This is a genomic window from Alteromonas gilva, assembly GCF_028595265.1.
In the GTDB taxonomy this organism is placed as follows: domain Bacteria; phylum Pseudomonadota; class Gammaproteobacteria; order Enterobacterales; family Alteromonadaceae; genus Alteromonas; species Alteromonas gilva.
In genome coordinates this window covers 1635964-1659149 of the sequence record NZ_JAQQXP010000001.1, presented here as the reverse complement: position 1 = coordinate 1659149, position 23186 = coordinate 1635964, and the positions used below count along the sequence as shown (strand labels likewise).

Here is a 23186-nt window from a genome sequence, read left to right as displayed (position 1 = left end):
GCCGGCATTCAGTATGGCGCTTTGCCTTTTACCAAAGCCACCAACACGCACAGCCAGCCGAGCATTAAACATAAACCACCCAGAGGCGTAACCGGCCCCAGCCACTTGTGACCGGTAAGTACCAGTAAATACAAGCTACCGCTAAACAGCGCGCTGCCAATAATAAAGAAATACGCGGCCCGAATACACCAGGGCAAACTGGCATACTGAGTGAGTCCGGCCAGCATCAGTATCGCCAGGCCATGATACAACTGGTAACGCACGCCAATTTCAAAGGTATTTAACGCGGCACTGTCGAGCATACTTTTCAAGCCATGGGCGCCGAAGGCCCCTAACATCACTCCTGACAACGCCAGCAATGCGCCAATCACTAACTGAATGTTCATCTTGTTTCCCAACCGGTTAAAGGTGTGCCGCAATAAATCGCTGACAGTGTCTGGCCGCGGCCGCAATGTGTTGTTGCTGACTGTAACCACTTGCCTTGCGAGGTTTAAAGCTATGGTCACCGTCTGCCAAAAACTGTGTGTCGATAGCAGAAGACAACGAATAACCGCGCACCTCCTTCTGCGTTCCAAAGGTATCCCGCTCCCCCTGAACTATCAGCAGGGGTTTTTGCAAGCTTTCGAGATGTTCTGTACGTAACTTATCAGGTTTGCCCGGCGGGTGAAAAGGATAGCCCAGCGCTATGCCTCCCCGGGCCGGTGAGTCGTCGAGCAACATGGTCGCCACTCTACCGCCCATACTTTTGCCGCCCACAAACAACGGTAGTGTGGGCCATTGCTGCGTCACCCGGGCAATGACGGCGTTAAAACACTCAAGCAATCGCGGCATGCGATCAGGCGGCCGGCGCTTGCCAGTAGCCAGCACCGTTTGCATATACGCAAAATTAAACCGAACCACGTTAATGTTCTGTTGCGCCAATAACTGCGCCATACTTGCCATAAATTCAGATTCCGCCCCGGCACCAGCGCCATGGGCTAAAATCACCGTCGCCACGGCATTGCTATCTTCGCCAGGCAGATCATAGATCAAATCAGACAAGCGCCTGCTCCTCCTCTACCAGATTAATCACCCATTCCCGAAACGCGGCAATTTTACCGCTGTCACCTTGTCCTTCGTGATAAACCAGATAGTAGGCATCACGACTTTCCAGCTTTTCTTCGAAAGGCATAATCAGGCGCCCGGCGTCTAATTCGGGTTTGGCCAGTACTGAATTGCCCAGGGCGATCCCCTGCCCTAATGCGGCCGCCTGATTAACCATCATTGAGTGGCTAAATACCGGCCCCTGATTCACGTTAACCCCGTGCACTTTGAAATGATTGAGCCACATCTTCCAGATTGCCCGACTGGAGTCGTGTAACAATATGTGATGCTTCAGGTCGGTCAGCGTTTTGAGCGGCTTGCTACCTTTAAACAGCATCGGCGAGCACAAAGGCGTTAAAAACTCAGTATGCAGTTTGTCTGCCTGGATACCATTCCAGCGGCCACGGCCATAATAAATAGCGACATCAATATCATCGGTAAGAAACCCTTCATCAAAGTCAATCGCCTTGAGACGCACGTCAATGTCAGGAAATAGCTGGCTGAACTGGCTAATTCTGGGCACCAGCCACTGACTGGCAAAACTTGGCGGCGTCGCCACGGTAATCGCCCCTTTGCTGCCCCGCGCCAGCAGCCGCTCTGTGGCATCCAGCAAGCTTTTAAAAATATCCTTGAGTTCCAGAAAATAAGCCTGTCCCTCTTCGGTTAACAGCAAGGTGCGGTTGCGCCGAATGAATAGTTTTATGGATAAGAAATCTTCTAATGCTTTAATTTGATGGCTCACCGCAGCCTGAGTAACAAATAATTCATCGGCTGCACGAGTGAAGCTCAAGTGACGAGCCGCAGCCTCAAAGGCCTTGAGCGCGTTGAGAGGTGGTAAACGCCGTTGCATTATGCGCTCAACCCATTGTAACAATCACATAACAAATACATTAGATTTTCTAATCCGTAAACGATAATTTTTTTCATTTCTCAAGACCAGCAACACTGTTTATTATTCACACTATATTATAAAAATCTCTTTTTAGCCCAAAAGGTTAACAATGATGGATTTTGTTAATATTTAACATTAAAGATACATTTTAAACATAATTTAAATTAGGTGTGAATATGAAAAAACAACTTACTCTTATCGCTGGCTTGATTGCATTGAGCTGGGCCGGTCAAACAATGGCAACTGAAACACAAGCACTGCAATTAAAGCCTGTTAATACAATGGTTATGCCACTTGAAATTTTGCTTGAACAACCTGTTATCGATGTTTCAACCAGTATTCGTGAACAAGCGAACAGCAACCTGCAAACACCAAACGCGGTTGACACTGTACTACTGGTTCGGGAAGACAGACTGCGCACTAATCAGGAGCGTTCTCCGCGCGCAGAATAATACCCGATATCACACCTTGATAATATTGTGCTGACACCCGTCAGCACAATATTTCAAGTCTTGTTTACCCTGCCTACGATCTTCAACTACTGCGCACTGGTATCTAACGGCGCAAATTCCTTGACCAAATCATCCAACGCTTTCATCTGTTCCAGATAGCCTTGCAATTTAGATAACGGTAACGCACAGGGCCCATCACATTTTGCTTCATCCGGATTCGGGTGTGCCTCTATAAACAGCCCGGCAAGTCCTAACGCCATACCACTTCTGGCCAATTGTGCAGCTTGTGCACGACGACCGTCCGCTGACGAAGCGCGGCCACCCGGCATTTGCAACGCATGAGTGGCATCAAAAATGACCGGCGCATACGCTTTCATGGCATCCATACCCAACATGTCAACCACCAGATTGTTGTAACCAAAGCTGGTACCGCGCTCGCAAAGTATCACGTTTTGATTCCCCGCCTCAGCGAATTTGGTAATAATGTGACGCATCTCATGAGGCGCTAAAAATTGTGGTTTCTTAACGTTAATCACCGCGCCGGTTGCGGCCATGGCAACAACAAGATCAGTCTGACGAGCCAGAAACGCCGGCAGTTGAATGACATCCACAACCTCGGCAACCGGCGCTGCCTGATAAGGTTCATGCACATCAGTAATCAACGGCACGTTAAAGGTTGATTTAATTTCTTCAAAAATTTTAAGTCCTTCATCCATGCCGGGCCCACGATAGGAGTGCACCGATGAACGGTTTGCCTTATCAAAAGAGGCTTTAAATACATAAGGAATGTTTAATTTGCCGCATACTTCAACGTAATGCTCAGCAATTTTCATCGCCAGGTCACGAGACTCCAGCACATTCATGCCACCGAATAAAACAAATGGCTTATCGTTAGCAACCGGGATACTTCCCACCGTAACTTCGGTAATTTGACTCATAGAAATATGGTTCCGCTTATAAGAAAAAGACGTCTTTGGTCACGGCGACTTTTGCCGTTACCGCCAGGCATAATAATGCCCCTGTAAAGCCTATCCAACGCATCGTTTTGGTTTGTGCCCATTTAAGCGCAAGCAGGCCCATTAAAATGTATCCGATAACCCCCAGTACTTTGACCGTAAGCCAGGCATTTACCAGCGGGTATTGCGCTAAAATCACACACAACCAGGCGGCACTTGCCAGTAAAAAGGTGTCGATGACGTGGGGCACGATCTTAACCCATTTTCGCTGTAAAAACTGCGGATTAACCTGACCATACAGGAAGCGAATTAAAAACAGCAGAATACTCAAAGCGACTGCTGTCAGGTGGAGGTGCTTGGCCATCATATACATACTTGTGGTACTCCGTTATTCATTATTATTGCTACCGGGATAGCGTTGTTGGATTGCTTCAAATTCCGCTATGTTGTCCAAAAACAACGCGGTTAAATTGGGATCAAGCTGATGCCCTGCGGTTTCAGTGAGCGTGCTGATTACTTTATCCATTGGCCAGGCAGGTTTATAGCTGCGTGCATTGTAGAGCGCGTCAAAGGTATCCAGGATTGCCATAATGCGGCTCTCCAGACTGATCTTTTCACCCGCTAAACCATCAGGGTAGCCTTTGCCATCCCATCGTTCATGATGATGGCGAGCCAACGTTGCCGCCAGGCGAATCGCCGAGCGCTCTGAGCCTTTCAAAATTTGATAGCCAAATTCGGCGTGCATTTGGATTTGATGAAACTCGTCATCGGTTAATGCCGATTGTTTATTCAGCACCGACAGCGGCACATTAGAATTGCCAATATTGTGTAACGGCACAGCTGTTAAAAACTGCTGTTTACTTAGCTCACTCATATTGAGCAGGTCGGCAAAATGGGCCGACATAGCCACAAGTCGCTTATTATGGTTTGCGTCGGTTTCACGCGTATCCAGAATCCGCCCTAAGCGCTGCACAATCTCGTTGTGGGTGTCGTTCATTTCTTTGTTGTTGATGAGGTTGTCAAAGGCTACCTGGACATTCTCGGTAAACTTTTGAATCAACCTTTTATCGGTATCATTCACGGTACGCGGCAACCCGGTCAGATACAACAAGGAATTATGCTGATGGTTACTGCGACAGAAGGCTACGAGATACTCACCGGCATAAACCACTTTTTGCTGTTTCAATGCCTGCAAACACAACTCGTACTCAAAATTGCTGAGCGCATCTTTAAGCCGGTTACCTTCTTTGCCTGCATACTCGCCATTACCGGCAAAGATATACATATCATTGTTGGATTCATTGGCCATTTTTGGCATTGCCACTGCTGAGGTAATGTAAGCTGAGTTCTTCGCGCCACCTAAAACGGAGGCCAACTGTTGAATAAGCCCCCGCAAAAAATGCTCCAGCGAGTGGGTCGTAAATAAATCGGCCGAGGCATCAATGATTTTCTCCAGGCCGGCGCGGGCTTCTTCGATCACCATAATATCGCGATAAGAGCGCAACGCGGCAATAATTACCGTAAATAACTTTTGCGCGGTTAACTCGGTTTTAGATTTATAATCATTGATGTCGTAGTTAATAATAACGTCTTTTTCGGGCGCTTGTCCCGGTTGGCCGGTGCGCAAAATAATGCGCGTAAAGTGATTGTCCAACTCATTGCGGATATACTGCGCGACCATTAAGCCTGCGTCGTCAGTTTCCATAACCACGTCAAGCAACACTACCGCGATATCTTTGTTTTCCCGCAGCAGTCGTTTGGCTTCCTCGCCGTCGTACGCGCTAATGAATGTGAGGGCTTTGTCATTCAGTTTAAAATCATTCAGCGCCAGCCTGGTTATGGCATGTACCTCAGGCTCATCGTCGACTATTAATACCTTCCAATAGCCTATTTCTTCTTCAACCTGAGCGTCATCGTCAGCGGCAAATAAAAACTCGTCGTCATTCATTTCACGTGTCCCATCCTGTTAGACATCTCTTACTCCTTAAGTTTATGTAGAAGCTACGGTTTTTGCCACTTTGCCAGTGTTATTCGTAAATGGCCATTGAGATCGATGACGCCCCGACAATCAGCAAAGCCACGTTGGGTCAGTAACGCGGCTATCGCCGCATGCTGAGCAAAACCATGTTCTATCACTAACCAGCCATCGTTGGCCAGAAAATCAGCCGCTTGCTGCACTATAATACGTATATCCGTGAGGCCATCGGCGCCCGCAGTGAGGGCAGATTTGGGTTCAAACCGCACGTCGCCCTGAGCCAGATATTCGCTATTGTCTTCAACGTAGGGAGGATTAGTCACAATTAAATCGAATGGTCTGGTGTCAGAAAGCCCGGAAAACCAGTTACTGAGTTGCCAGGTTACCGGTAAATCGCCATTTAGCTGCGCATTTTGCGCCGCCAGGGAAAGCGCCTCGGCAACCCGATCAACGCCGGTCACAGACCAGCCTGGCTTTTCACTAGCCAGAGCCAGAGCAATCGCGCCTGTACCGGTGCCCAAATCGCACACATTGGCATTGTCGGTCAGTGGTAGTGCCAGGGCAGTTTCAACCAGCAACTCGGTCTCGGGCCGCGGGATCAGGGTGCTTTCATTAACCTGCAATTGCAGGGTCCAGAACGATCTCGTACCAACCAAATAGGCAACCGGATAGCCCTGCTGACGTTTGTAGGTAAGCTCAGTCAACTCGCGTTGTTGTGGTGCTGTGAGGCGTTTCTCCGGCCAGGTAAAGAGGTAACTTTGATCGCATTGCAGTACGTGGCATAACAGTACACGACTATCAACAGACGGTGACTCCCCTTCCTTTAGCTTCTCTATCGCCCAGGCTCTGGCCTGAGCGATGGTCATGCAGCCTGAATCAGCAGGGTTCACTGCTAGTCGTCAGCCAGTGAAGCCAGCAGATCCGCCTGGTGCTCCTGACGAATAGGCTCAAGTAACACTCCCAGGCTACCCTCCATGACCTCGTCGAGGCGGTACAGGGTTAAGTTGATACGGTGATCGGTAACCCTGCCCTGCGGAAAATTATAGGTTCGGATACGTTCAGAACGGTCGCCACTGCCCACCAGATTGCGACGAGTAGATGCTTCTTCTGCCGCGCGTTTTTCTTCTTCAATCTGGTTTAAACGTGCCTGTAATACCGACATCGCCTTGGCGCGGTTTTTATGCTGAGAGCGCTCGTCCTGACATTCAACAACCAAACCCGAAGGCAAATGGGTAATACGAATCGCTGAATCGGTTTTATTGACGTGCTGACCACCGGCGCCTGAGGCCCGGAACGTATCGATTCGCAACTCAGCCGGATTGATTTCAATGGCTTCAGATTCGGGGATCTCTGGCAGTACAGCCACCGTACAGGCTGAAGTGTGCACCCGCCCCTGCGATTCGGTTTCTGGCACGCGTTGAACGCGGTGTCCGCCGGATTCGAACTTCATCACGCCATAAGCGCCGACTCCGGTGATATTGGCGATAACCTCTTTAAAGCCACCGTGCTCACCTTCGTTGGCACTGATTAACTCAACACGCCACCCCTGGGTTTCTGCGTAGCGACTGTACATACGGTATAAATCACCGGCAAAAATAGCCGCTTCGTCACCACCGGCACCGGCGCGCACTTCCAAAAAGCAGTTGCGATCGTCATTGGGATCCCGGGGCAACAGTAAGACCTGCAAATCCGACTCCAGGCGTTCAATTTCTGCTTTGGCCGCTTTTATTTCTTCCTGTGCCATCTCGCGCATTTCAGCATCGTCTTCTTCGAGCATTTCCTCGGCTGAGGCTAAATTCACTTCGGCCTGTTTGTAGGCGTTGAATCCTGCTACCACGTCTTCTAACTGACTAAACTCTTTTGACAACCCGCGAAATTTATCCTGATCACCAATTACGCCGGGATCGCTTAGCAGCGCCTGCACCTCGGCAAATCGTTCAACCAGATTTTCCAACTTAATGACAACGGATTCTTTCATACTTTTCCTGATTCAAATTATTAATTAGCTGGACGCGTCGTTATCCAGTTCCAGCACCCGGCTCAACCATTTGGTGGTATGCTGATCAACTTGCGTTGACGCATCACGCAGTGCCCGGGTTGGTGCATGCAGCAGACTATTGGTTAATTTATAGCCCAGTTCCTGCACAACATCTTCGGCATCTCTGCCTTCTTGTAATTGCTTGAGGGCTCGCTCAACCAGTTCCTGGCGTTGCTGATTACCGCGGTCACGATACTCTTTCACCAGATCGACTGTTTTTCTTGACTGTTGCCACTGCAGGTAGCTTATCACCTGCTGCTCAATTATTTTAACAGCTTCTTCGGCAGCTTGTTCTCTGGAGGCCATATTTTGCTGCACAATGTGTTGCAAATCATCCACTGTGTAGAGATAGGCATCTCCTAATTCATTGACCTGCGCCTCGATATCCCGGGGCACCGCCAAATCAACCATAAACATAGGCAAGTTTCGGCGCTGCTTGAGGGCATTTTCGACCATCCCCTTGCCAATCAACGGCAGTTGACTGGCGGTAGAGCTGATCACAATATCAAATTTATGCAGCGTTTCGGGTAATTGACTTAAGGTCATCACTTCGGCGCCTAAATTACCCGCCAGTGTTTCGGCCCGGGCGCGCGTGCGATTCGCCACCGCCAGGCGTGCTACTCCCTGCTCTTTTAAATGTTGGGCTACCAGTTCGATAGTTTCGCCCGCGCCCACCAGCAAAACCGAACGCTCCGGTAGCCGGGCAAAGATATGTTTAGCCAGTTGTACAGCGGCAAACGCCACGGACACCGCGTTGGCGCCGATATCGGTTTCACTGCGAACCCGTTTGGCCACTGCAAAGGTATGTTGAAATAATTTATCAAACTGCGTGCTGACCATGCCGGAATGCCTGGCATTATTGAACGCCTGCTTTATTTGCCCGAGGATTTGCGGTTCACCAAGCACTAATGAATCGAGCCCGCTGGCCACGCGCATGACGTGTTCGATGGCCGCTGATTGCTCATAAATGTAGGCGTTGGCACTGAGTTCGCGGGCATCCACGCCGTGAAAATGCGCCAGCCACTCTATAAGCTGCTCTGCGCAATTTGTCTCTGCCGACACGTAAACTTCGGTGCGATTACAGGTAGAAACGATAACCGATTCATCGATACCACTGAGGTTTTTCAATGACGACAATGCCTCAACCAGCGAATCCGGGGTGAACGCAACTTTTTCGCGCAACTCAACCGGTGCAGTTTTGTGGTTAATTCCGAGGGCAATAAGGGTCATGAGTTTCGTTTACGGCTAGTGTGGAGCGGCATTGTACGAAAAAGCCAAAATGATTGAAAGTGCCGATAGTTCTATGTTCAACTATCACCCCAATAGATTTTTTAGGTTAAACCGTGATCCGCCTGGCATTTGTCTTAGTGTTTGTGATGTTCCTTAGTGCGTGTGCCACCCGGCCCTCTCCACCAGAAGGCAAAATTAATCTGCCTGCTCAATTGCGTACACTCGATCAAATTAAACAGTGGCAAATTAACGGTAAACTGGCATTAAAAGGCCCGGAGCAGTCGGTGAGTGCGTCAATGCGCTGGCAGGTTGACGACCCCTTATTTAGTTTTCGGCTGAGTAATTTTCTTGGCGTGACACTGGTGGATATGACGCAAACTGCTGAAGGCGCAAGGCTTGAAGCCGATGACGAAGTCTACACCGACCCGAGTGCCAGTCGGTTGCTTTATCAAACCACTGGCTGGGATATCCCTCTTGCCCAGTTGCTCAGTTGGGTAAAAGGTGTTCCCCTCGCAGCAGACAGCTATACTCTCAATGAAAACGGCCTGCTCAGGCAACTGACACCGGGCTGCCAGCAATGTCGCGGCTGGGTGGTTGATTACGCAGGCTATGGCCAGGTCGAAGACCTGTGGTTACCTCACAATATTAAGCTTACTAATACCACTGATCCAAACCAGTGGATTAAAATACGAATTACCCAATGGACACTCTAATACAGACTCACGGCGCACCTGACTGGTGGCCAAGCCCGGCAAAACTCAACCTGTTTTTACACATTACCGGGCGCAATGAAGATGGCTACCACCAATTGCAAACCCTGTTTCAGATGCTGGACTACGGTGACCAACTGGCCTTTACGCCAACCGATACCGGTGAAATAGTGCTGCTAAATGCCATGCCGGGTGTAAAGAATGAAGATAATTTAATTTATCGCGCGGCACAGCTTCTGAAAGCCTATTGTAATGTCCCCTACGGCTGCGACATTCTTATTGATAAACAATTACCTATGGGCGGTGGCATTGGCGGAGGTTCGTCCAATGCCGCCACGACATTAGTGGCATTAAACCACTACTGGCAATGTGGCTTGACGGTGCAGGAACTGGCCACTATAGCCCTTAAGCTCGGCGCAGACGTGCCCATTTTTGTCCACGGTAAGACCGCTTTTGCCGCCGGAGTGGGCGAGAAAATCACCCCGGTTACACTCGATAAAAGAACCTATCTGGTTGTTTTTCCTGGCATTCACATTAGCACTGCAGAAGTATTCGGTAAACCGGATTTACCTCGTAACAGTCCGCCTATCGACTGGCAGGACTATACTTTTGAAAGTACCCGCAACGATTGCGAAAAAATTGTCTGTAAAAGCGCACCGGAAGTTGCAAATTTATTACGGTGGTTGTTACACTACGCACCGTCGAGGATGACAGGCACAGGCGCGTGCGTATTTGCTTCATTTTGTGACCCGGAACAGGCAAAGGCCGCGCTACACGCGCTACCCGAAAAATGGACTGGTTTTGTCGCAAATGGGATGCACACATCACCGCTTATACTAAAATTAGAACAGGTGTCTAAAGCCCAAACGACTTAACATTGATGGGGTATAGCCAAGTTGGTAAGGCAGCGGGTTTTGATCCCGCCATCCGTAGGTTCGAGTCCTGCTACCCCAGCCACCTCTTATTAAATGCACTGAGGAAACACTTGTGCCAGACATGAAGCTCTTTGCAGGTAACGCAGTTCCTGAACTAGCCCAGAAAGTTGCCAATCGCCTCTATACCAAACTTGGTAATGCCACCGTCGGCCGTTTTAGTGACGGTGAAATCGCAGTAGAAATTCATGAAAACGTCCGTGGCTCGGACGTTTTTATTATCCAGTCTACCTGTGCGCCGACCAACGACAATCTTATGGAACTCATTGTTATGATTGACGCCCTGCGCAGAGCTTCTGCAGGCCGTATCACAGCAGTGATCCCTTACTTTGGTTATGCCAGACAAGACCGTCGCGTTCGTTCTGCCCGTGTACCGATTACCGCCAAAGTAGTTGCCGACTTTTTATCTAACGTCGGCGTTGATCGGGTTCTGACCATCGATTTGCATGCAGAGCAAATCCAGGGGTTCTTTGATGTACCGGTTGATAATGCCTTTGGTACACCCATTTTGCTTAATGATATGTTCCAGCGTGACTTTAAAGATCCGGTGGTAGTATCGCCCGATATCGGTGGTGTAGTGCGGGCCCGGGCCACAGCGAAACTGCTCAACGATTCAGATCTTGCCATTATCGATAAACGTCGGCCAAAAGCCAACGTGGCGCAGGTCATGAACATCATCGGTGATGTAAAAGAGCGCGACTGTATTATCGTTGATGACATGATTGATACCGGCGGCACACTGGCAAAAGCGGCAGAGGCACTTAAAGCGCATGGCGCACGCAAAGTATACGCCTATGCTACCCATGCTATTTTCTCGGGTAATGCCGCCAAGAACCTGGAAGATTCAGTCATTGATGAGATCATCATCACCGACAGTATTCCACTCGCTAAGGAAATGAGAGCCATAGGTAAAGTTAAGCAGTTAACCTTATCCGAAATGCTGGCTGAAACGATTCGTCGTATCAGCAACGAAGAATCTATTTCTGCGATGTTTGAGTATTAAATTTAACCGCTAACAACCTAAAAGGGCGGCTACTTTAGCTGCCTTTTTTATTGTTACCCCGCTTTAGAGTGCGACCTTTCTTCGCTAACAGTCTGCATCAGGCAGGCCAGCGCAGCGCCACTGCTCACCTCGTCATTCGGCGATACCGGGCCGATCCACTCTTTCACCGACTGTCATATTACTGTGATTTTTACATGGCAGACTAAAGTGCAAATGTCTTTGCTCTGAATAAGTTGTGAAAAAGCTAAAACAATACCAGTACGAGCGCTACGCAATTCTTTGCCAGATGGCCTATCCCGGTTCGTATTTTTCTTACCCGGAAACCCTCGAAGCCTTCAACGAGAAGCTGCTTATGGATAAGTTTGAGCGTATCGGTGTGCGGGTGTTATGGCGTGAGCATAAAAAAGAAGTGATCGTTGTGTTTCGCGGCTCTATTTCATGGGGGGACTGGCTGGGTAATTTTTGCTTTTTACCGGTGAAAGAAAATAAACAGCGAGGCCGAATACATTGGGGGTTTAAACGTTTGCTCTCCCAGCCAATGTATTCCAGCCATAAATCTCTGGCTCAGGCACTACCTTTGCAGGAGTTGTTACTATTGATATTAGCGCCGCTGGAGCAGGCCGGAAAACGGTTTACGTTTATCGGCCATTCATCGGGCGGGGTGATGGCGTGTTTGTTTGCCAATACATTTGAGAGCATGTATCCCAACAAAGTAAAACGCGTGGTGACTTTTGGCCAGCCAGCCTTTGCCTCACTTGGCTACAAACGCCGCTACCAACTGCACAACAAAACCTATCGGATTTGCTGCGATCTGGATATTGTGACTTTTATGCCACTGGTGCCCTATTTGTTTATTCACGTGGGTAAAATGCTGTGGCTTCACGATGATCAGATTTACGAAAATACACCCACCTATGCGCGCTTTTTGCGGTCGATGAAAAGCTGGTTGTTAAGGCCGTTTACCTACCACTACATGAAAAAATACATTCGCAATAAAACCCTGTTTGACAAGCACTAAACCACGGCTATGCCTTTACTTGGCGCAATGCAGCGGTTTAGTACTTTTAAGTATTCACAACAGGTATTGTTCAAAACAGCGGCATAAAAACGGTTTCAAAGCGCTGCCAGTCTTCAAACTGCGGCATGTGTCCAAGCCCTTCAAGCTCTATCAGCTGGCCCTGTTGTAATGTTGCAGCCACCTGCTTACCGAGTGTTTGATATTGTCCGAGTTGATAGTCCACGCCAGACTTTTTAAAGGCACGGCCAGGGCCTGTGCGATCTCGGGTGCCAATGATCAATGTAACCGGCATATTTAATTGCGGCAGATCGTAAATAATGGGTTCACTGAAAATCGGGTTATAGGTTAGCGCATTATTCATTGCCACTAAGGGATAATCTTTATGTTTCAACTGTCCGATATGTGGCTCCAGCAATGCCTCATAAGCAGGTGACCACTTACCATCATAGTAATTTTTTTGCTGATAACTGCGAATAGACGACGGCGTTTTGTTGAGTTCATTGACTAAAAAAACCGCCGGATCCTGATAGTCTACGTACTGAAGATAATCTTCCAGACCAATGGGATTAATTAAAATTAGGCGCTCAACGGTATCAGCGAAATATTTGCTGAACTTGGTGGCAAGCATTCCGCCCATGGAGTGACCGACAATTGTCGCACGCTCGACACCTAAACTGCTGAGCAGCTTTTGAGTATTGTTGGCGAGCCCTGCAAATGAATATAAATAATGCTGCGGACGACTCGATTTACCAAAACCAATTTGATCTGGAATAATCACCCGGTAGGATTTCTTAACCAGAGCACGGGCAATTCGCTCCCAATAAAAGCCGGAAAAGTTTTTACCGTGTAAAAGCACGACCACACCTTTTGCCTGGTTTGCCGGGTGTAAATCCATATACGCCATTTGCAAGTCCAGGCCCTGGGACTCAAGCGCAAAGTCATCGACGTCAAAAGGGTAAGCAAAACCATCGAGCGTGGCATTGTAAGCGGGAATGTCGGCATCCGCTGCAGCATTAAAGGCCGGAAAAAAAGCAAGGCAAAGAAAAAGCAAAGTATAGCGAGTCATCCAAATCTCCTGACAGTGCGGCAAGCACCGTATTGCTGTTAAAAACAGACAGTTTAAAAAAGACTGAGTAAAAAAAGCTGTCGATACTGTTACCATGACTGCGCGTACAGAGATCAACTCAACAACGACCGACAGTATCATGATCAACTGTGCCAGAATTCAGTGAATATTCAGCCATGTCGGCTCAGGCTGTTCAAATTAGGTCACGTGAGGATAACAACAATGGGCAATAAATACGTTATAGCGCCGGTGCTGGTGCTGATAACCTGCGGGTTGTGGGCCTGCAATGACTCACCAGAGCAAGCGGAGCACACGACTATGTCAAATCCTACTGAATATGAGCCTGATAAGCAGGAACAGGCCACTGCTCCCCAACATTTTCGTGGCACCATTGTGTATAAATCGATAGAGGGTGGCTTTTTTGCTCTCATAACTGACGATAACCAACGCTATACACTGCGCAAATTACCCGCTGAATATCGCCTTGACGGCGCTGTGGTTGAAGTGGTCGGCAGCATCAACCATGACATGCTTACCGTTACCCAGTTTGGCGAGTTATTAGAGGTGGAATCGGTGACGGTAATCGATAAAAGCCACGTTAAAACTCCGCCAACCACAAAGCATCAATTAAAATCCCTTTGACGTTTGTAACTTTTCACGCTGAGTGGTAGAATTCGCCGCCTTTTAATTTAGGGCTGGTAAGTCAGTGCCTGTTTACGGTAGCCGGTTTACCTTATCAACGGCAGGTTTTGGTCGCGAAAACCTGTGAATAATTAATCTTTATACTATTTGGAGACATCTGATGTCTGATGCGATTTTTAAGTTGGATGCAGAAGTCCGTACTGACCTGGGGAAAGGTGCGAGCCGCCGCCTTCGTCTTACTGACAAAGTACCTGCTATCCTTTACGGTGGTGAAGAAGCGCCAGTTGCGTTAACTCTTGACCACAACAAAGTTATCAATGCTGCTGATTTTGAAGCGTTTTACTCACATGTTCTGACACTGAACATCGATGGTAAAAAGGTAGAAGCGCTGCTGAAAGACGTACAACGTCACCCTTTCAAGCCTAAAATCACTCACCTGGACTTCCAGCGCGTTATCGCGGGTCAGGACGTTCACACATCTGTGCCAATTCACTTCATCAACGAAGCGAAATGTCAGGCAGTTAAAGATGGCGGCATTGCAGAGCACCACGTAAACGAAGTAGAAATTACTTGTTTACCTAAAGATCTGCCTGAGTTCATCGAAGTCGATATGACCAACGTTGAGATGGACCAAACCCTGCACTTGTCAGATCTGACTCTGCCTGCTGGCGTTAAGTCTGTAGAACTGGGCAAAGATGACGAAGCACACGACCTTGCTGTTGTAACCATCAAGCCTGCGCCAAAAGCGCCTGCAGCTGATGAAGCAGAAGGTGAAGAAGACGCTGCTGAGGAATAATTCCTTTGGCAGACATTCGTCTTATTGTGGGCCTGGGTAATCCAGGCCCCGAATACGAACAAACACGCCACAACGCAGGGGCGTGGTATTTAGAACAACTCGCTTCAACGTTTAACACGTCTTTATCTCCCGACAGTAAATTCTTTGGTAAAACCGCCAGAGTTACCATTGCTGGTCAGGACATTCGTCTGCTCTACCCCACTACCTTCATGAATAAAAGCGGTCAGTCAGTTGCTGCACTGGCAAACTTTTATCGCATCGAACCCGAGCAAATGCTGGTTGCCTTTGACGAACTCGATTTGCCGCCCGGTGTGGCAAAATACAAGGTAGGCGGAAGCTCGAGTCAGAACGGCATTCGCGATATTGTCGCCCGTATGGGTAATAATCGTGATTTTTTACGCTTACGTATCGGCATTGGCCACCCGGGCCACAAAAGCAAGGTTACCGGGCATGTGTTGGGAAAACCAGCCGCTGATGAGCGCGTCGCTATTGAGCAAGCCATTGATGAAGCCGTGCGTTGCACCGAAATTTTACTTAAAAATGATCTGAAAATGGCGCAAAATCGCCTTCACAGTTTTAAAGCAGAACTCTAACCTCTATATCAAGGGCTCCATTATGGGATTTAAATGTGGCATTGTTGGCCTGCCAAATGTCGGTAAGTCAACACTTTTCAATGCATTAACCAAAGCTGGTATCGAAGCTGCAAACTTTCCGTTTTGTACCATTGAACCTAATACCGGCGTGGTACCGGTGCCGGATTTGCGCCTCGATAAGCTGGCCAAGATTGTTAATCCGCAGCGCGTCATCCCCACTACCATGGAGTTTGTTGACATCGCCGGGCTCGTTGAGGGCGCCTCTAAAGGTGAAGGGCTGGGCAATAAATTTTTGGCGAATATCCGTGAAACCGACGCCATTGGCCATGTCGTACGCTGTTTTGATAATGACAACATTGTCCACGTTGCGGGTAAAGTAAACCCACAGGACGATATCGACATCATCAACACCGAGTTAGCCCTGTCAGATCTGGAAACCACCGAAAAAGCCCTGCACCGGGTTGCGAAACGCGCTAAAGGCGGTGATGCCGATGCCAAGTTCGAAATGAAAGTGCTGGAAAAAATCAAACCACACCTTGATGAAGGCAAGCTGCTGCGCTCTGTTGATTTGAGCAAAGAAGAACTCGCCGCTATTAGTTACATGAACATGCTCACGCTGAAGCCAACCATGTACATCGCTAACGTTAACGAAGACGGTTTTGAAAACAATCCCTATTTGGATCAGGTAAAAGCCATTGCTGAGGGCGAAAATGCGGTAGTAGTGGCTGTATGTGCCGCTATCGAGTCGGATATTGCCGAGCTGGATGATGAGGACCGCGCCGAGTTTATGGCCGACATGGGCCTTGAAGAGCCGGGGTTAAACCGGGTTATCCGTGCCGGCTATAACCTGTTAACGCTGCAAACCTACTTCACGGCTGGCGTAAAAGAAGTGCGCGCCTGGACCTTCCCTGAAGGCTCTACCGCGCCTCAGGCGGCCGGAAAAATCCATACCGACTTTGAAAAAGGCTTTATTCGTGCTGAAGTGGTCGGTTATGAGCATTTTGTTGAATTTAACGGTGAGCAAGGTGCCAAGGATGCCGGTAAATGGCGTCTGGAAGGCAAAGAATACATTGTAAAAGACGGCGACGTGATTCACTTCCGCTTTAATGTTTAAATTTTTTGTATCGCAAAACAGCCTGAAAGCCCTCTGACTGAGGGCTTTTTTATGCTTAAAAATCCACCACAAAGCGTCAGTATAAAGCCCACTGTACAGGTAAGTTCAGGCAATATTTGCTTATTTGCAGCAAGATTTGGCTGAAAATACGCCATTGGCGCACAGATAATAAGCAGTTAAACAAATGTGTCAAAAAAGGGGTTGACGACCCCATTACATATACGCATAATACGCGCCACTTCCCAACTGGGAAGAGAAAAATCGGAGGCTACGTAGCTCAGTTGGTTAGAGCACATCACTCATAATGATGGGGTCGCAAGTTCGAATCTCGCCGTAGCCACCAATCTCTCGCAAACCCATTAAATGGGTTTTTTAATGTGCGAGACACTGCGCGGAAGTGGTGGAATTGGTAGACACGCTGGATTTAGGTTCCAGTGCTTCACGGCGTGAGAGTTCAAGTCTCTCCTTCCGCACCATCGTTGGGGTATAGCCAAGTTGGTAAGGCAGCGGGTTTTGATCCCGCCATCCGTAGGTTCGAGTCCTGCTACCCCAGCCATTTTTCTACCATTAGCTGATTGCCGTCAGTTAGTGTCCCAAATTGGGGTATAGCCAAGTTGGTAAGGCAGCGGGTTTTGATCCCGCCATCCGTAGGTTCGAGTCCTGCTACCCCAGCCATATACAAAACGCCAGTCTTTGACTGGCGTTTTTGTTTTGTGCGTCAAAATACGGGTTTTCACTGCAAAGCCAGACATTTTCATGTTTAATGGGTTAGTGTGCCTTAATTCTATTGCCTTACTGCAGCATGATTATGAACAACCGACTTACCGCGTTATTTACCCTGTTGTTACTGTGTTTAGTTCCGGCAACCGTCCACGCCGCCGCCATTGACCAAACAGGGCAATTTGCGGGTCAGCAACGCAGCTGGCGTTTGTTTGTGCCAGCCGGTACCGATAAATCAACACCACTGCCTTTGTTGTTTAATTTTCATGGCACTGGTTCTGATCCCGCTGATATATCGGCGCTCAATGAGTTTGAGCAACTGGCCGCCAAAGAGGGTTTCATCGTTGTAGCTCCGCGTGCTGAGTTTTCTTACGAATCAGACGGCCCCCGAACCTGGAACGTAGAAAAGAAAAAAAGCCCCTATAACGATGTGGCCTTTATTCGGGCGCTCATTACGCACCTTAGCGCCACTTTGCCCATAGACGCCAGCCGTATTTACGCGACGGGCTTTTCCGGCGGTGCACGAATGACCAGCCGCCTGGGTTGCGACCTAACCAGCACCTTTGCCGCTATCGCGCCCATTGGCGGAATACGTTTTGCTGACGATTGTCTGCCTACGGCTACCTTGCCCGTGCTGACTTACCATGGCATCAAGGATCCGGTTAATCATTACCAGCACCAACCGCACTCGCCGCGTTACTGGCACATGGGGGTACAACAAGCATTAAATGGGTGGGTGTCTCACAATCAATGCCATCAACAGAATGAGGAAGAAGTCAGCCCCGGCATAGCGCGAATGACCTACAGCCAGTGTGACAATCATACACAAGTCATCTTTTACCGCTCGCAAGACGCCGGGCATACCTGGCCAGGCAGCCCACGCGCAGCACAGATGGCAGGTTTCGGCCTCGGTAAAACCGACCCCCTGCCTATGACCGAAATAATATGGCAGTTTCTTAACCAGTACCGCCGCTAAATGACGGCTTTATCCTGTCGGTACACTGAGTGCAATCCTTGCCCTGAGTTATCGCCAGGCAAAAACAAGGGGATACTATTGTGGCCAGCGTAAAGTCAATAAAGAAAAAGATTAAAGCCCGAAAAGCGAAAATCTCAAAACACCAGGAAAAGCTAAAGAAACTCAGGAAAAAGTTAAAAAAAGCCCGGTAAGGCTTATTTTATTAGTTTACCTTAGGCAGCCACCTCGGCTGCTTTTTAATTTTTATTGCTAACACGCTGTTATTCATAATTTTATCAATCCTTCCCTGACTAAGCGTGGCTGTTTTACTTTACAGTTTCGCTCATTCTCGGCACACTAAAGTTACACTATAAAAATATAATATTACGGGGCTATTTTAGTGCTTACCGACATCGTTGCATTTATCAACAATATTCTCTGGGGTGACGGCCAGGTGCTGATTTACATGCTGCTTATCTGCGGCATATGGTTTTCGATTCGACTGGGCGGCGTTCAACTGCGCCACTTTGGTCATATGTTTAGTCTGCTTAAAAATAGTACCAACAGCACAAAAGAAGGCATAAGCTCCTTTCAGGCTTTATGTACCAGTTTATCTGCACGGGTCGGTACCGGTAACCTTGCAGGTGTCGCCGTAGCCATTTCACTCGGCGGTGCCGGCAGCATTTTCTGGATGTGGGTGATCGCCTTACTGGGCATGGCCACCGGTTTTGCTGAAAGCGTACTTGGCCAACTGTATAAAATAAAAGATGAGAACGGCGAATTCCGCGGTGGCCCCGCCTACTACATCAAACAAGGTCTTAACAAAACCTGGTTGGCAGTAGCCTTTTCGTTGTGTTTATTTTTAGGCTATGGCTTTATCTTCTCGGCAGTTCAGGCCAATACCATTACCGATGCGTTAAATGCCGCCTATGGTATTTCAACTACATACTCAGGGATTGCGATTATCTTACTCGCGGCACTGATCGTGGTTGGTGGCCTGCGCGGCATTGCCCGTTTTGCCGAGTGGGTTGTTCCTTTTATGGGTATTAGTTATGTACTGGCCGCCCTGCTTATTTGTGCCCTGAACATTACCGAATTACCCGCCATGTTACTCAATATTATTCAGTCTGCGTTTGGTTTACAGGAAGCCGGTGCCGGCGCCATGGGCGCGGCTGTTAAAAACGGTATTCAACGTGGCTTGTATTCTAACGAGGCGGGCTCGGGCAGTGTTCCTCATGCGGCCGCCAGCGCGGCCCCGAATCCGAATCACCCGGTGTCTCAGGGCTATTTGCAAATGCTCGGGGTATTTTTAGATACCATGGTGTTGTGTACGGCTACCGCCTTTATTATTTTACTCGCCGGTGGCGCCAGTGGCGAACAAATGGAAGGCATCCGCCTGACGCAGTCAGCGATGGAATCACACATTGGTGCTGGCGGCGCCGACTTTGTAGCCGCTGCAATTTGCTTTTTCTCATTTACCTCTGTGGTTGCCAATTATGCTTATGGCGAAAGTAATCTGCATATGTTCAAGCTCGACAACAAGGCCGGACGTATTGCCTATACCTGCGGCTATCTGGCAATGATTTACTGGGGCTCAAGAGCCGCCATGCCAGAAGTATGGGCAGCCGCCGATATGGCGCTGGGCTTAATGACTGTCATTAACATTATCGCCATTATGTGGATGACCCCTACCATTGTCAGCATCAGTAAAGATTACTTTAGTAAGCGTGAGCGTGGCGAGGCGCCGGAATACAAAACCGGTGATTGTGAAATTCAGGGTAAAACCGAAGACGGCATTTGGTAAGTAGCAACCGGCAATAGCAGAAATAATCAACGGGCTGATGGTTAACCATCAGCCCGTTTTTCTTGTGTGTCACTTTAACCTTACCAGTAGATGCCTTGATACTATTTATTGGGCTGCCACGCAAATGCGCTAAAGGCGTCATCTACCGGTGTATCAGCAAGGTGATTAATGTAGTTACTCATCACCTTCTGAGCCAGAATAAGGATAATTTCCAGGAGATGTGCTTGGGTGAACCCGGCGTCAAAAAATTGTGTCAGTTGCGCATCGCTGGGATGACCCCGTTCAATAATGATTGCTTTGGTGGTTTCACGCAGCACTTCCAGCTTTTCTGGCAAGGGCGTTTCGTTACGCAGAGCATCAATAATACTGTCGTCAATCTTCATGCTTTTGGCAATACCGGTATGCGCCGGCACGCAGTAATGACAACCATGTTCAACATTGGCGGTTTGCCACACTACGGTGAGCTCTTCTTTACTAAAAGACGTTTTTAATGCTTTGTCGTGCAGATACTTGTAGCTATCGAGTACGCCCGGCGCTTCTGCCATAACGCCGTGTAAGTTTGGCAACATCCCAAAGCTGGCGACGGAGTCTTGAAGCATGGATTTAGCTTCCTGTGGGGCGGAGTCGATGGTATGAATAGTTAAATCAGTCATAGGTTACATTTACGCTTTAAGTTGTTTTATGGAGTGCGTACAATAGCGCTTGACTGAACGATCGTTCAAGCAATGATTGAACACTCGTTCAATTATTGCGGTATAAGTTATAAGCAGTAAGATACACACACCAAAGATAAAAGGTAATGCAATGAGTTATTCACGCCAGGAAAGTGTCGAACGCGCCATGACGGTGTTTTGGCAAAAAGGTTATGTGGGCACCGGTATGCGTGATATTCAGGCCGCGTTAGATAAACGCCCGGGCAGCATTTATGCCACCTTCGGCAATAAAGAAGGCTTATACCTGGCCGCACTGACTGCCTACACCCAGAGTATTGTCGATACCTTACAGGCATGCAGCCAGGCCGATAACCCGCTGCGTGCACTGAAAACCTTTATGCGCTCACCGCTGCTGAAATCAGAGGCCGAAACCTATATGCGCCAATGCCTGATCGTTAAAACACAGGCTGACTGGCTGGAGTTGCCAGCAGGTATTCAAACTTCGCTCAGAGATGCGCTTAATAGCTTGCGCAGCGGTTTTGAAGCAGTCGTGTTGGCCGCACAACAGCGGGGTGAACTTTCCGCTGAAATGACACCTGAGCAGGCCGCCCTGTGGCTGCAGGGCCAGTTTATAGCGCTGCGGACTTTAGCCACCGCCACCGATGACGCAAGCACTCTTGCATGGATACTCGATAAGGTATTTAACGATCTGCAGAGGCAATAGCAGGAAAGGGCCTTGCGCTTTTTCGTGAGTGATTTTTGAGAGCGTTTTTGGGGGTGACCTGTCAGCGTTAGTACGTCCCCGTGAATAAGATTTGGCAGCCCCGTTAATCAACGTCGGCTGCCGCGATAAAGCGCCTAGCTCATCATCATTTTTATCAGTTGTGCCACCAGCAGTATCATCAGTAAAGGCCAAAACCAGCGTGACAGCTTACTCATGTCTTTACCGCTCATTCTCCAGTTGGACTTTTCCAGCAGTGGCACCACAATAACCAGTGCTAAAAATAACACACCAATAATAATCAGAATTGTCATTACGCTAACCCCATTGCATATTTAAGTACCTGATGCTTAACCGGCCCTGTGTGCTGGGCCAGCTTGAGTACGCCATTACGCATCCATTTCAGCGCCGTGTTGTGATTGCTAAAGGCCGTATAAAAACCGTCCATAGCAGTCATCATTAGCGCGTTATCGCGCCGACGCGGTCTTTCGTAGTGCGTTTTAAGCTGCTGCATAAAATCAGCATCGCTCACCGAGGTTGTTGCTGCGGTTTGCGCCAGTAAACAGGCAACATCTTTAAACCCTAAATTCACCCCCTGCCCGGCCAGCGGGTTAATGGTGTGTGCAGCGTCGCCAATCAGTATTACGCCGGGCACAACATACGCATTAGCGTGGCGGCGTGCCAACGGAAAAGTCGCCTGACTAAGCACATTAAAATCATTTTCAAGCGGCACAAAATCCTGCTTGATTGCCTGCTTTAACTGATCCGGTGTTAATTTACTCAAGTGCGCCAGTGTTTGCGGCGTTTCATACCATATTAACGCGGCATAGTTGCCATACATCGGCAACAACGCTTGCGGGCCAGCAGGTGTAAACTGCTGCCAGGTAGCGTCGCTGACGGGGTGGTCAAATTCAACCACAATGCCCATTGCCTGCTGGCTGTACTGCCAGCCTGAAATACCGATTTGGGCCAACTCACGAACCTGTGAGTCAGCGCCATCAGCACCAATTACCCAACTGGCATCCAGTGTTGTGTCGTCTGCCAGGGTAATGGTGACCGCTGTATGTTGCGGCTGCGGACGGGTGATATGTTTGATTTTCGCCGGTGTAAACCAGCTAACATTATCACAGGCTTTAAGGGTTTCGTGGCAACCTAACTGGATAAGGCGATTCTCAACAAAATAGCCGAGGCGTTCGTATCCGGCTGCAGCTGCGGTAAAATCGGTGCGACAGTCAGGCCGCTCCCATACGGACAGCTCGTTGTAAGAGCGCACGCGCATGGCCTCGATATGCGACCACGCCCCCAGGGCCCTGAGTAAATCTACCGACGCCAAACTAATGGCTGACAGGCGTAAATCCGGCGGCTGCGATGGCGCAAAGGGCTGCGGAGGCTGGTGCTCAATTAAAGCTACCCGGTAGCCTTGCTGCGCCAGCCCCAGTGCCACAGTAGCGCCAACCATACCGGCACCGTTGATACAAAAATCAAACATCTGTTTTCCCTTTTAACTTGCCACCAATTATGCCCGAACTCACACGTATAGCAACGTGTGTGTAAACCAATCAGCACAGTGCTATACGCTGTTACGATTAGTTGCCAGGGCGCGCGAATACAACACGCCCTGGCGCTGGCACAAGATACCCGCGTTAAGCGGCTGCCCGCAGGTCAATATTCACCCCGCGCCACCCCCACACCGAAAAATCAGTAAAAAGCCACGACTACCGCCCTACAAGGCTGGCGATCACGGCGTATAACAGTTAAAATACGCGGCTATTTTGACCAGAACCGCTGGGCGCCCTGAATGGCCATATGCCATATTCTTGCGGGTTTATTGTA

Annotated in this window: 25 protein-coding genes and 5 tRNA genes; 17 read left to right on the top strand and 13 right to left on the bottom strand. The window is 48.9% G+C overall.

The window, feature by feature from the left end:
• Nucleotides 1-8 precede the first annotated feature (8 nt).
• The 3 genes from OIK42_RS07340 to OIK42_RS07330 are packed head-to-tail and all read right to left on the bottom strand — an operon-like array spanning nucleotide 9 to nucleotide 1933.
• Nucleotides 9-386 (bottom strand): DUF423 domain-containing protein, encoded by a 378-nt coding sequence (locus tag OIK42_RS07340; RefSeq protein ID WP_273639496.1) that lies wholly within the window; start codon nucleotides 384-386, stop codon nucleotides 9-11.
• 16 nt (nucleotides 387-402) lie between these two features.
• Nucleotides 403-1032, bottom strand: a complete 630-nt coding sequence (locus OIK42_RS07335) for an alpha/beta family hydrolase (RefSeq protein ID WP_374211864.1) — start codon at nucleotides 1030-1032, stop codon at nucleotides 403-405.
• A 1-nt stretch (nucleotide 1033) separates the two neighbouring features.
• A complete protein-coding gene (locus OIK42_RS07330) occupies nucleotides 1034-1933 on the bottom strand; it encodes a transcriptional regulator GcvA (RefSeq protein ID WP_273639494.1) in 900 nt (299 codons plus the stop codon).
• A gap of 218 nt (nucleotides 1934-2151) precedes the next feature.
• On the opposite strand from OIK42_RS07330, the gene OIK42_RS07325 reads away from it, so the two are divergent.
• A complete protein-coding gene (locus OIK42_RS07325) occupies nucleotides 2152-2427 on the top strand; it encodes a hypothetical protein (RefSeq protein WP_273639493.1) in 276 nt (91 codons plus the stop codon).
• Between the two features lie 86 nt (nucleotides 2428-2513).
• Here OIK42_RS07325 and kdsA read toward each other — a convergent pair whose 3' ends face one another.
• From kdsA to hemA, 6 genes are read right to left on the bottom strand one after another with little or no spacing between them, the layout of a single operon-like run.
• The gene (gene kdsA / locus OIK42_RS07320; RefSeq protein WP_273639492.1) at nucleotides 2514-3365 is read right to left on the bottom strand and encodes a 3-deoxy-8-phosphooctulonate synthase; all 852 of its coding nucleotides are present in this window, start codon (nucleotides 3363-3365) and stop codon (nucleotides 2514-2516) included.
• A gap of 16 nt (nucleotides 3366-3381) precedes the next feature.
• Complete coding sequence (locus tag OIK42_RS07315; protein WP_273639491.1) at nucleotides 3382-3756, bottom strand: SirB2 family protein; 375 nt, start codon at nucleotides 3754-3756, stop codon at nucleotides 3382-3384.
• Nucleotides 3757-3771: 15 nt separating this feature from the next.
• Nucleotides 3772-5331 carry a response regulator gene (locus tag OIK42_RS07310; RefSeq protein WP_273639490.1) on the bottom strand — a complete coding sequence of 520 codons (1560 nt, stop codon included), beginning with the start codon at nucleotides 5329-5331 and terminating at the stop codon, nucleotides 3772-3774.
• Nucleotides 5332-5384: 53 nt separating this feature from the next.
• Nucleotides 5385-6224: a peptide chain release factor N(5)-glutamine methyltransferase gene (gene prmC, locus OIK42_RS07305; protein WP_273639489.1), complete on the bottom strand. Its 840-nt coding sequence runs from the start codon at nucleotides 6222-6224 to the stop codon at nucleotides 5385-5387.
• A 26-nt stretch (nucleotides 6225-6250) separates the two neighbouring features.
• Nucleotides 6251-7336: a peptide chain release factor 1 gene (gene prfA, locus OIK42_RS07300; protein ID WP_273639488.1), complete on the bottom strand. Its 1086-nt coding sequence runs from the start codon at nucleotides 7334-7336 to the stop codon at nucleotides 6251-6253.
• A 24-nt stretch (nucleotides 7337-7360) separates the two neighbouring features.
• Nucleotides 7361-8626, bottom strand: coding sequence for a glutamyl-tRNA reductase (gene hemA, locus OIK42_RS07295; protein WP_273639487.1), 1266 nt, complete (start codon nucleotides 8624-8626; stop codon nucleotides 7361-7363).
• Between the two features lie 113 nt (nucleotides 8627-8739).
• On the opposite strand from hemA, the gene lolB reads away from it, so the two are divergent.
• From lolB to OIK42_RS07270, 5 genes are all read left to right on the top strand, one after another.
• Complete coding sequence (gene lolB, locus OIK42_RS07290; protein WP_273639486.1) at nucleotides 8740-9339, top strand: lipoprotein insertase outer membrane protein LolB; 600 nt, start codon at nucleotides 8740-8742, stop codon at nucleotides 9337-9339.
• On the top strand, nucleotides 9327-10211 hold the full coding sequence (gene ispE / locus OIK42_RS07285; protein ID WP_273639485.1) for a 4-(cytidine 5'-diphospho)-2-C-methyl-D-erythritol kinase: 885 nt from the start codon (nucleotides 9327-9329) through the stop codon (nucleotides 10209-10211). Before lolB ends, ispE begins: the two co-directional genes overlap by 13 nt.
• Before the next feature lie 6 nt (nucleotides 10212-10217).
• Nucleotides 10218-10293, top strand: a tRNA-Gln gene (locus OIK42_RS07280).
• Nucleotides 10294-10323: 30 nt separating this feature from the next.
• Nucleotides 10324-11271 (top strand): ribose-phosphate pyrophosphokinase, encoded by a 948-nt coding sequence (locus OIK42_RS07275; protein ID WP_273639484.1) that lies wholly within the window; start codon nucleotides 10324-10326, stop codon nucleotides 11269-11271.
• Nucleotides 11272-11506: 235 nt separating this feature from the next.
• On the top strand, nucleotides 11507-12289 hold the full coding sequence (locus OIK42_RS07270; protein ID WP_273639483.1) for a lipase family protein: 783 nt from the start codon (nucleotides 11507-11509) through the stop codon (nucleotides 12287-12289).
• Nucleotides 12290-12359: 70 nt separating this feature from the next.
• Here the strand turns inward: OIK42_RS07270 and OIK42_RS07265 are convergent, their stop codons facing one another.
• Nucleotides 12360-13355 carry an alpha/beta fold hydrolase gene (locus OIK42_RS07265; RefSeq protein ID WP_273639482.1) on the bottom strand — a complete coding sequence of 332 codons (996 nt, stop codon included), beginning with the start codon at nucleotides 13353-13355 and terminating at the stop codon, nucleotides 12360-12362.
• A 222-nt stretch (nucleotides 13356-13577) separates the two neighbouring features.
• Between OIK42_RS07265 and OIK42_RS07260 the strand changes: the two genes are divergently transcribed.
• The 10 genes from OIK42_RS07260 (at nucleotide 13578) to OIK42_RS07215 (ending at nucleotide 19979) form a co-directional block, all read left to right on the top strand.
• Entirely contained in the window at nucleotides 13578-13997 is a 420-nt protein-coding gene (locus OIK42_RS07260; RefSeq protein WP_273639481.1) for a hypothetical protein, read from the top strand.
• A 160-nt stretch (nucleotides 13998-14157) separates the two neighbouring features.
• A complete protein-coding gene (locus OIK42_RS07255) occupies nucleotides 14158-14793 on the top strand; it encodes a 50S ribosomal protein L25/general stress protein Ctc (protein WP_273639480.1) in 636 nt (211 codons plus the stop codon).
• A gap of 5 nt (nucleotides 14794-14798) precedes the next feature.
• Complete coding sequence (gene pth / locus OIK42_RS07250; protein WP_273639479.1) at nucleotides 14799-15386, top strand: aminoacyl-tRNA hydrolase; 588 nt, start codon at nucleotides 14799-14801, stop codon at nucleotides 15384-15386.
• A 22-nt stretch (nucleotides 15387-15408) separates the two neighbouring features.
• Entirely contained in the window at nucleotides 15409-16500 is a 1092-nt protein-coding gene (gene ychF, locus OIK42_RS07245) for a redox-regulated ATPase YchF (RefSeq protein ID WP_273639478.1), read from the top strand.
• A 266-nt stretch (nucleotides 16501-16766) separates the two neighbouring features.
• A tRNA-Met gene (locus OIK42_RS07240) sits at nucleotides 16767-16843 on the top strand.
• A gap of 48 nt (nucleotides 16844-16891) precedes the next feature.
• Nucleotides 16892-16976, top strand: a tRNA-Leu gene (locus tag OIK42_RS07235).
• Between the two features lie 4 nt (nucleotides 16977-16980).
• A tRNA-Gln gene (locus OIK42_RS07230) sits at nucleotides 16981-17056 on the top strand.
• A 43-nt stretch (nucleotides 17057-17099) separates the two neighbouring features.
• Nucleotides 17100-17175 (top strand) — tRNA-Gln (locus OIK42_RS07225).
• 133 nt (nucleotides 17176-17308) lie between these two features.
• Nucleotides 17309-18196 (top strand): CE1 family esterase, encoded by an 888-nt coding sequence (locus OIK42_RS07220; protein WP_273639477.1) that lies wholly within the window; start codon nucleotides 17309-17311, stop codon nucleotides 18194-18196.
• A gap of 379 nt (nucleotides 18197-18575) precedes the next feature.
• On the top strand, nucleotides 18576-19979 hold the full coding sequence (locus OIK42_RS07215) for an alanine/glycine:cation symporter family protein (RefSeq protein WP_273639476.1): 1404 nt from the start codon (nucleotides 18576-18578) through the stop codon (nucleotides 19977-19979).
• A 101-nt stretch (nucleotides 19980-20080) separates the two neighbouring features.
• Here OIK42_RS07215 and OIK42_RS07210 read toward each other — a convergent pair whose 3' ends face one another.
• A complete protein-coding gene (locus OIK42_RS07210) occupies nucleotides 20081-20632 on the bottom strand; it encodes a carboxymuconolactone decarboxylase family protein (RefSeq protein WP_273639475.1) in 552 nt (183 codons plus the stop codon).
• Nucleotides 20633-20783: 151 nt separating this feature from the next.
• Between OIK42_RS07210 and OIK42_RS07205 the strand changes: the two genes are divergently transcribed.
• Nucleotides 20784-21356: a TetR/AcrR family transcriptional regulator gene (locus OIK42_RS07205; RefSeq protein WP_273639474.1), complete on the top strand. Its 573-nt coding sequence runs from the start codon at nucleotides 20784-20786 to the stop codon at nucleotides 21354-21356.
• 134 nt (nucleotides 21357-21490) lie between these two features.
• On the opposite strand, the gene OIK42_RS07200 is transcribed toward OIK42_RS07205, so the two are convergent.
• Together OIK42_RS07200 and OIK42_RS07195 are read right to left on the bottom strand one after the other, a co-directional pair.
• Complete coding sequence (locus tag OIK42_RS07200; protein WP_273639472.1) at nucleotides 21491-21667, bottom strand: hypothetical protein; 177 nt, start codon at nucleotides 21665-21667, stop codon at nucleotides 21491-21493.
• Complete coding sequence (locus tag OIK42_RS07195; RefSeq protein WP_273639470.1) at nucleotides 21667-22842, bottom strand: FAD-dependent monooxygenase; 1176 nt, start codon at nucleotides 22840-22842, stop codon at nucleotides 21667-21669. Before OIK42_RS07195 ends, OIK42_RS07200 begins: the two co-directional genes overlap by 1 nt.
• Nucleotides 22843-23186 lie beyond the last annotated feature (344 nt).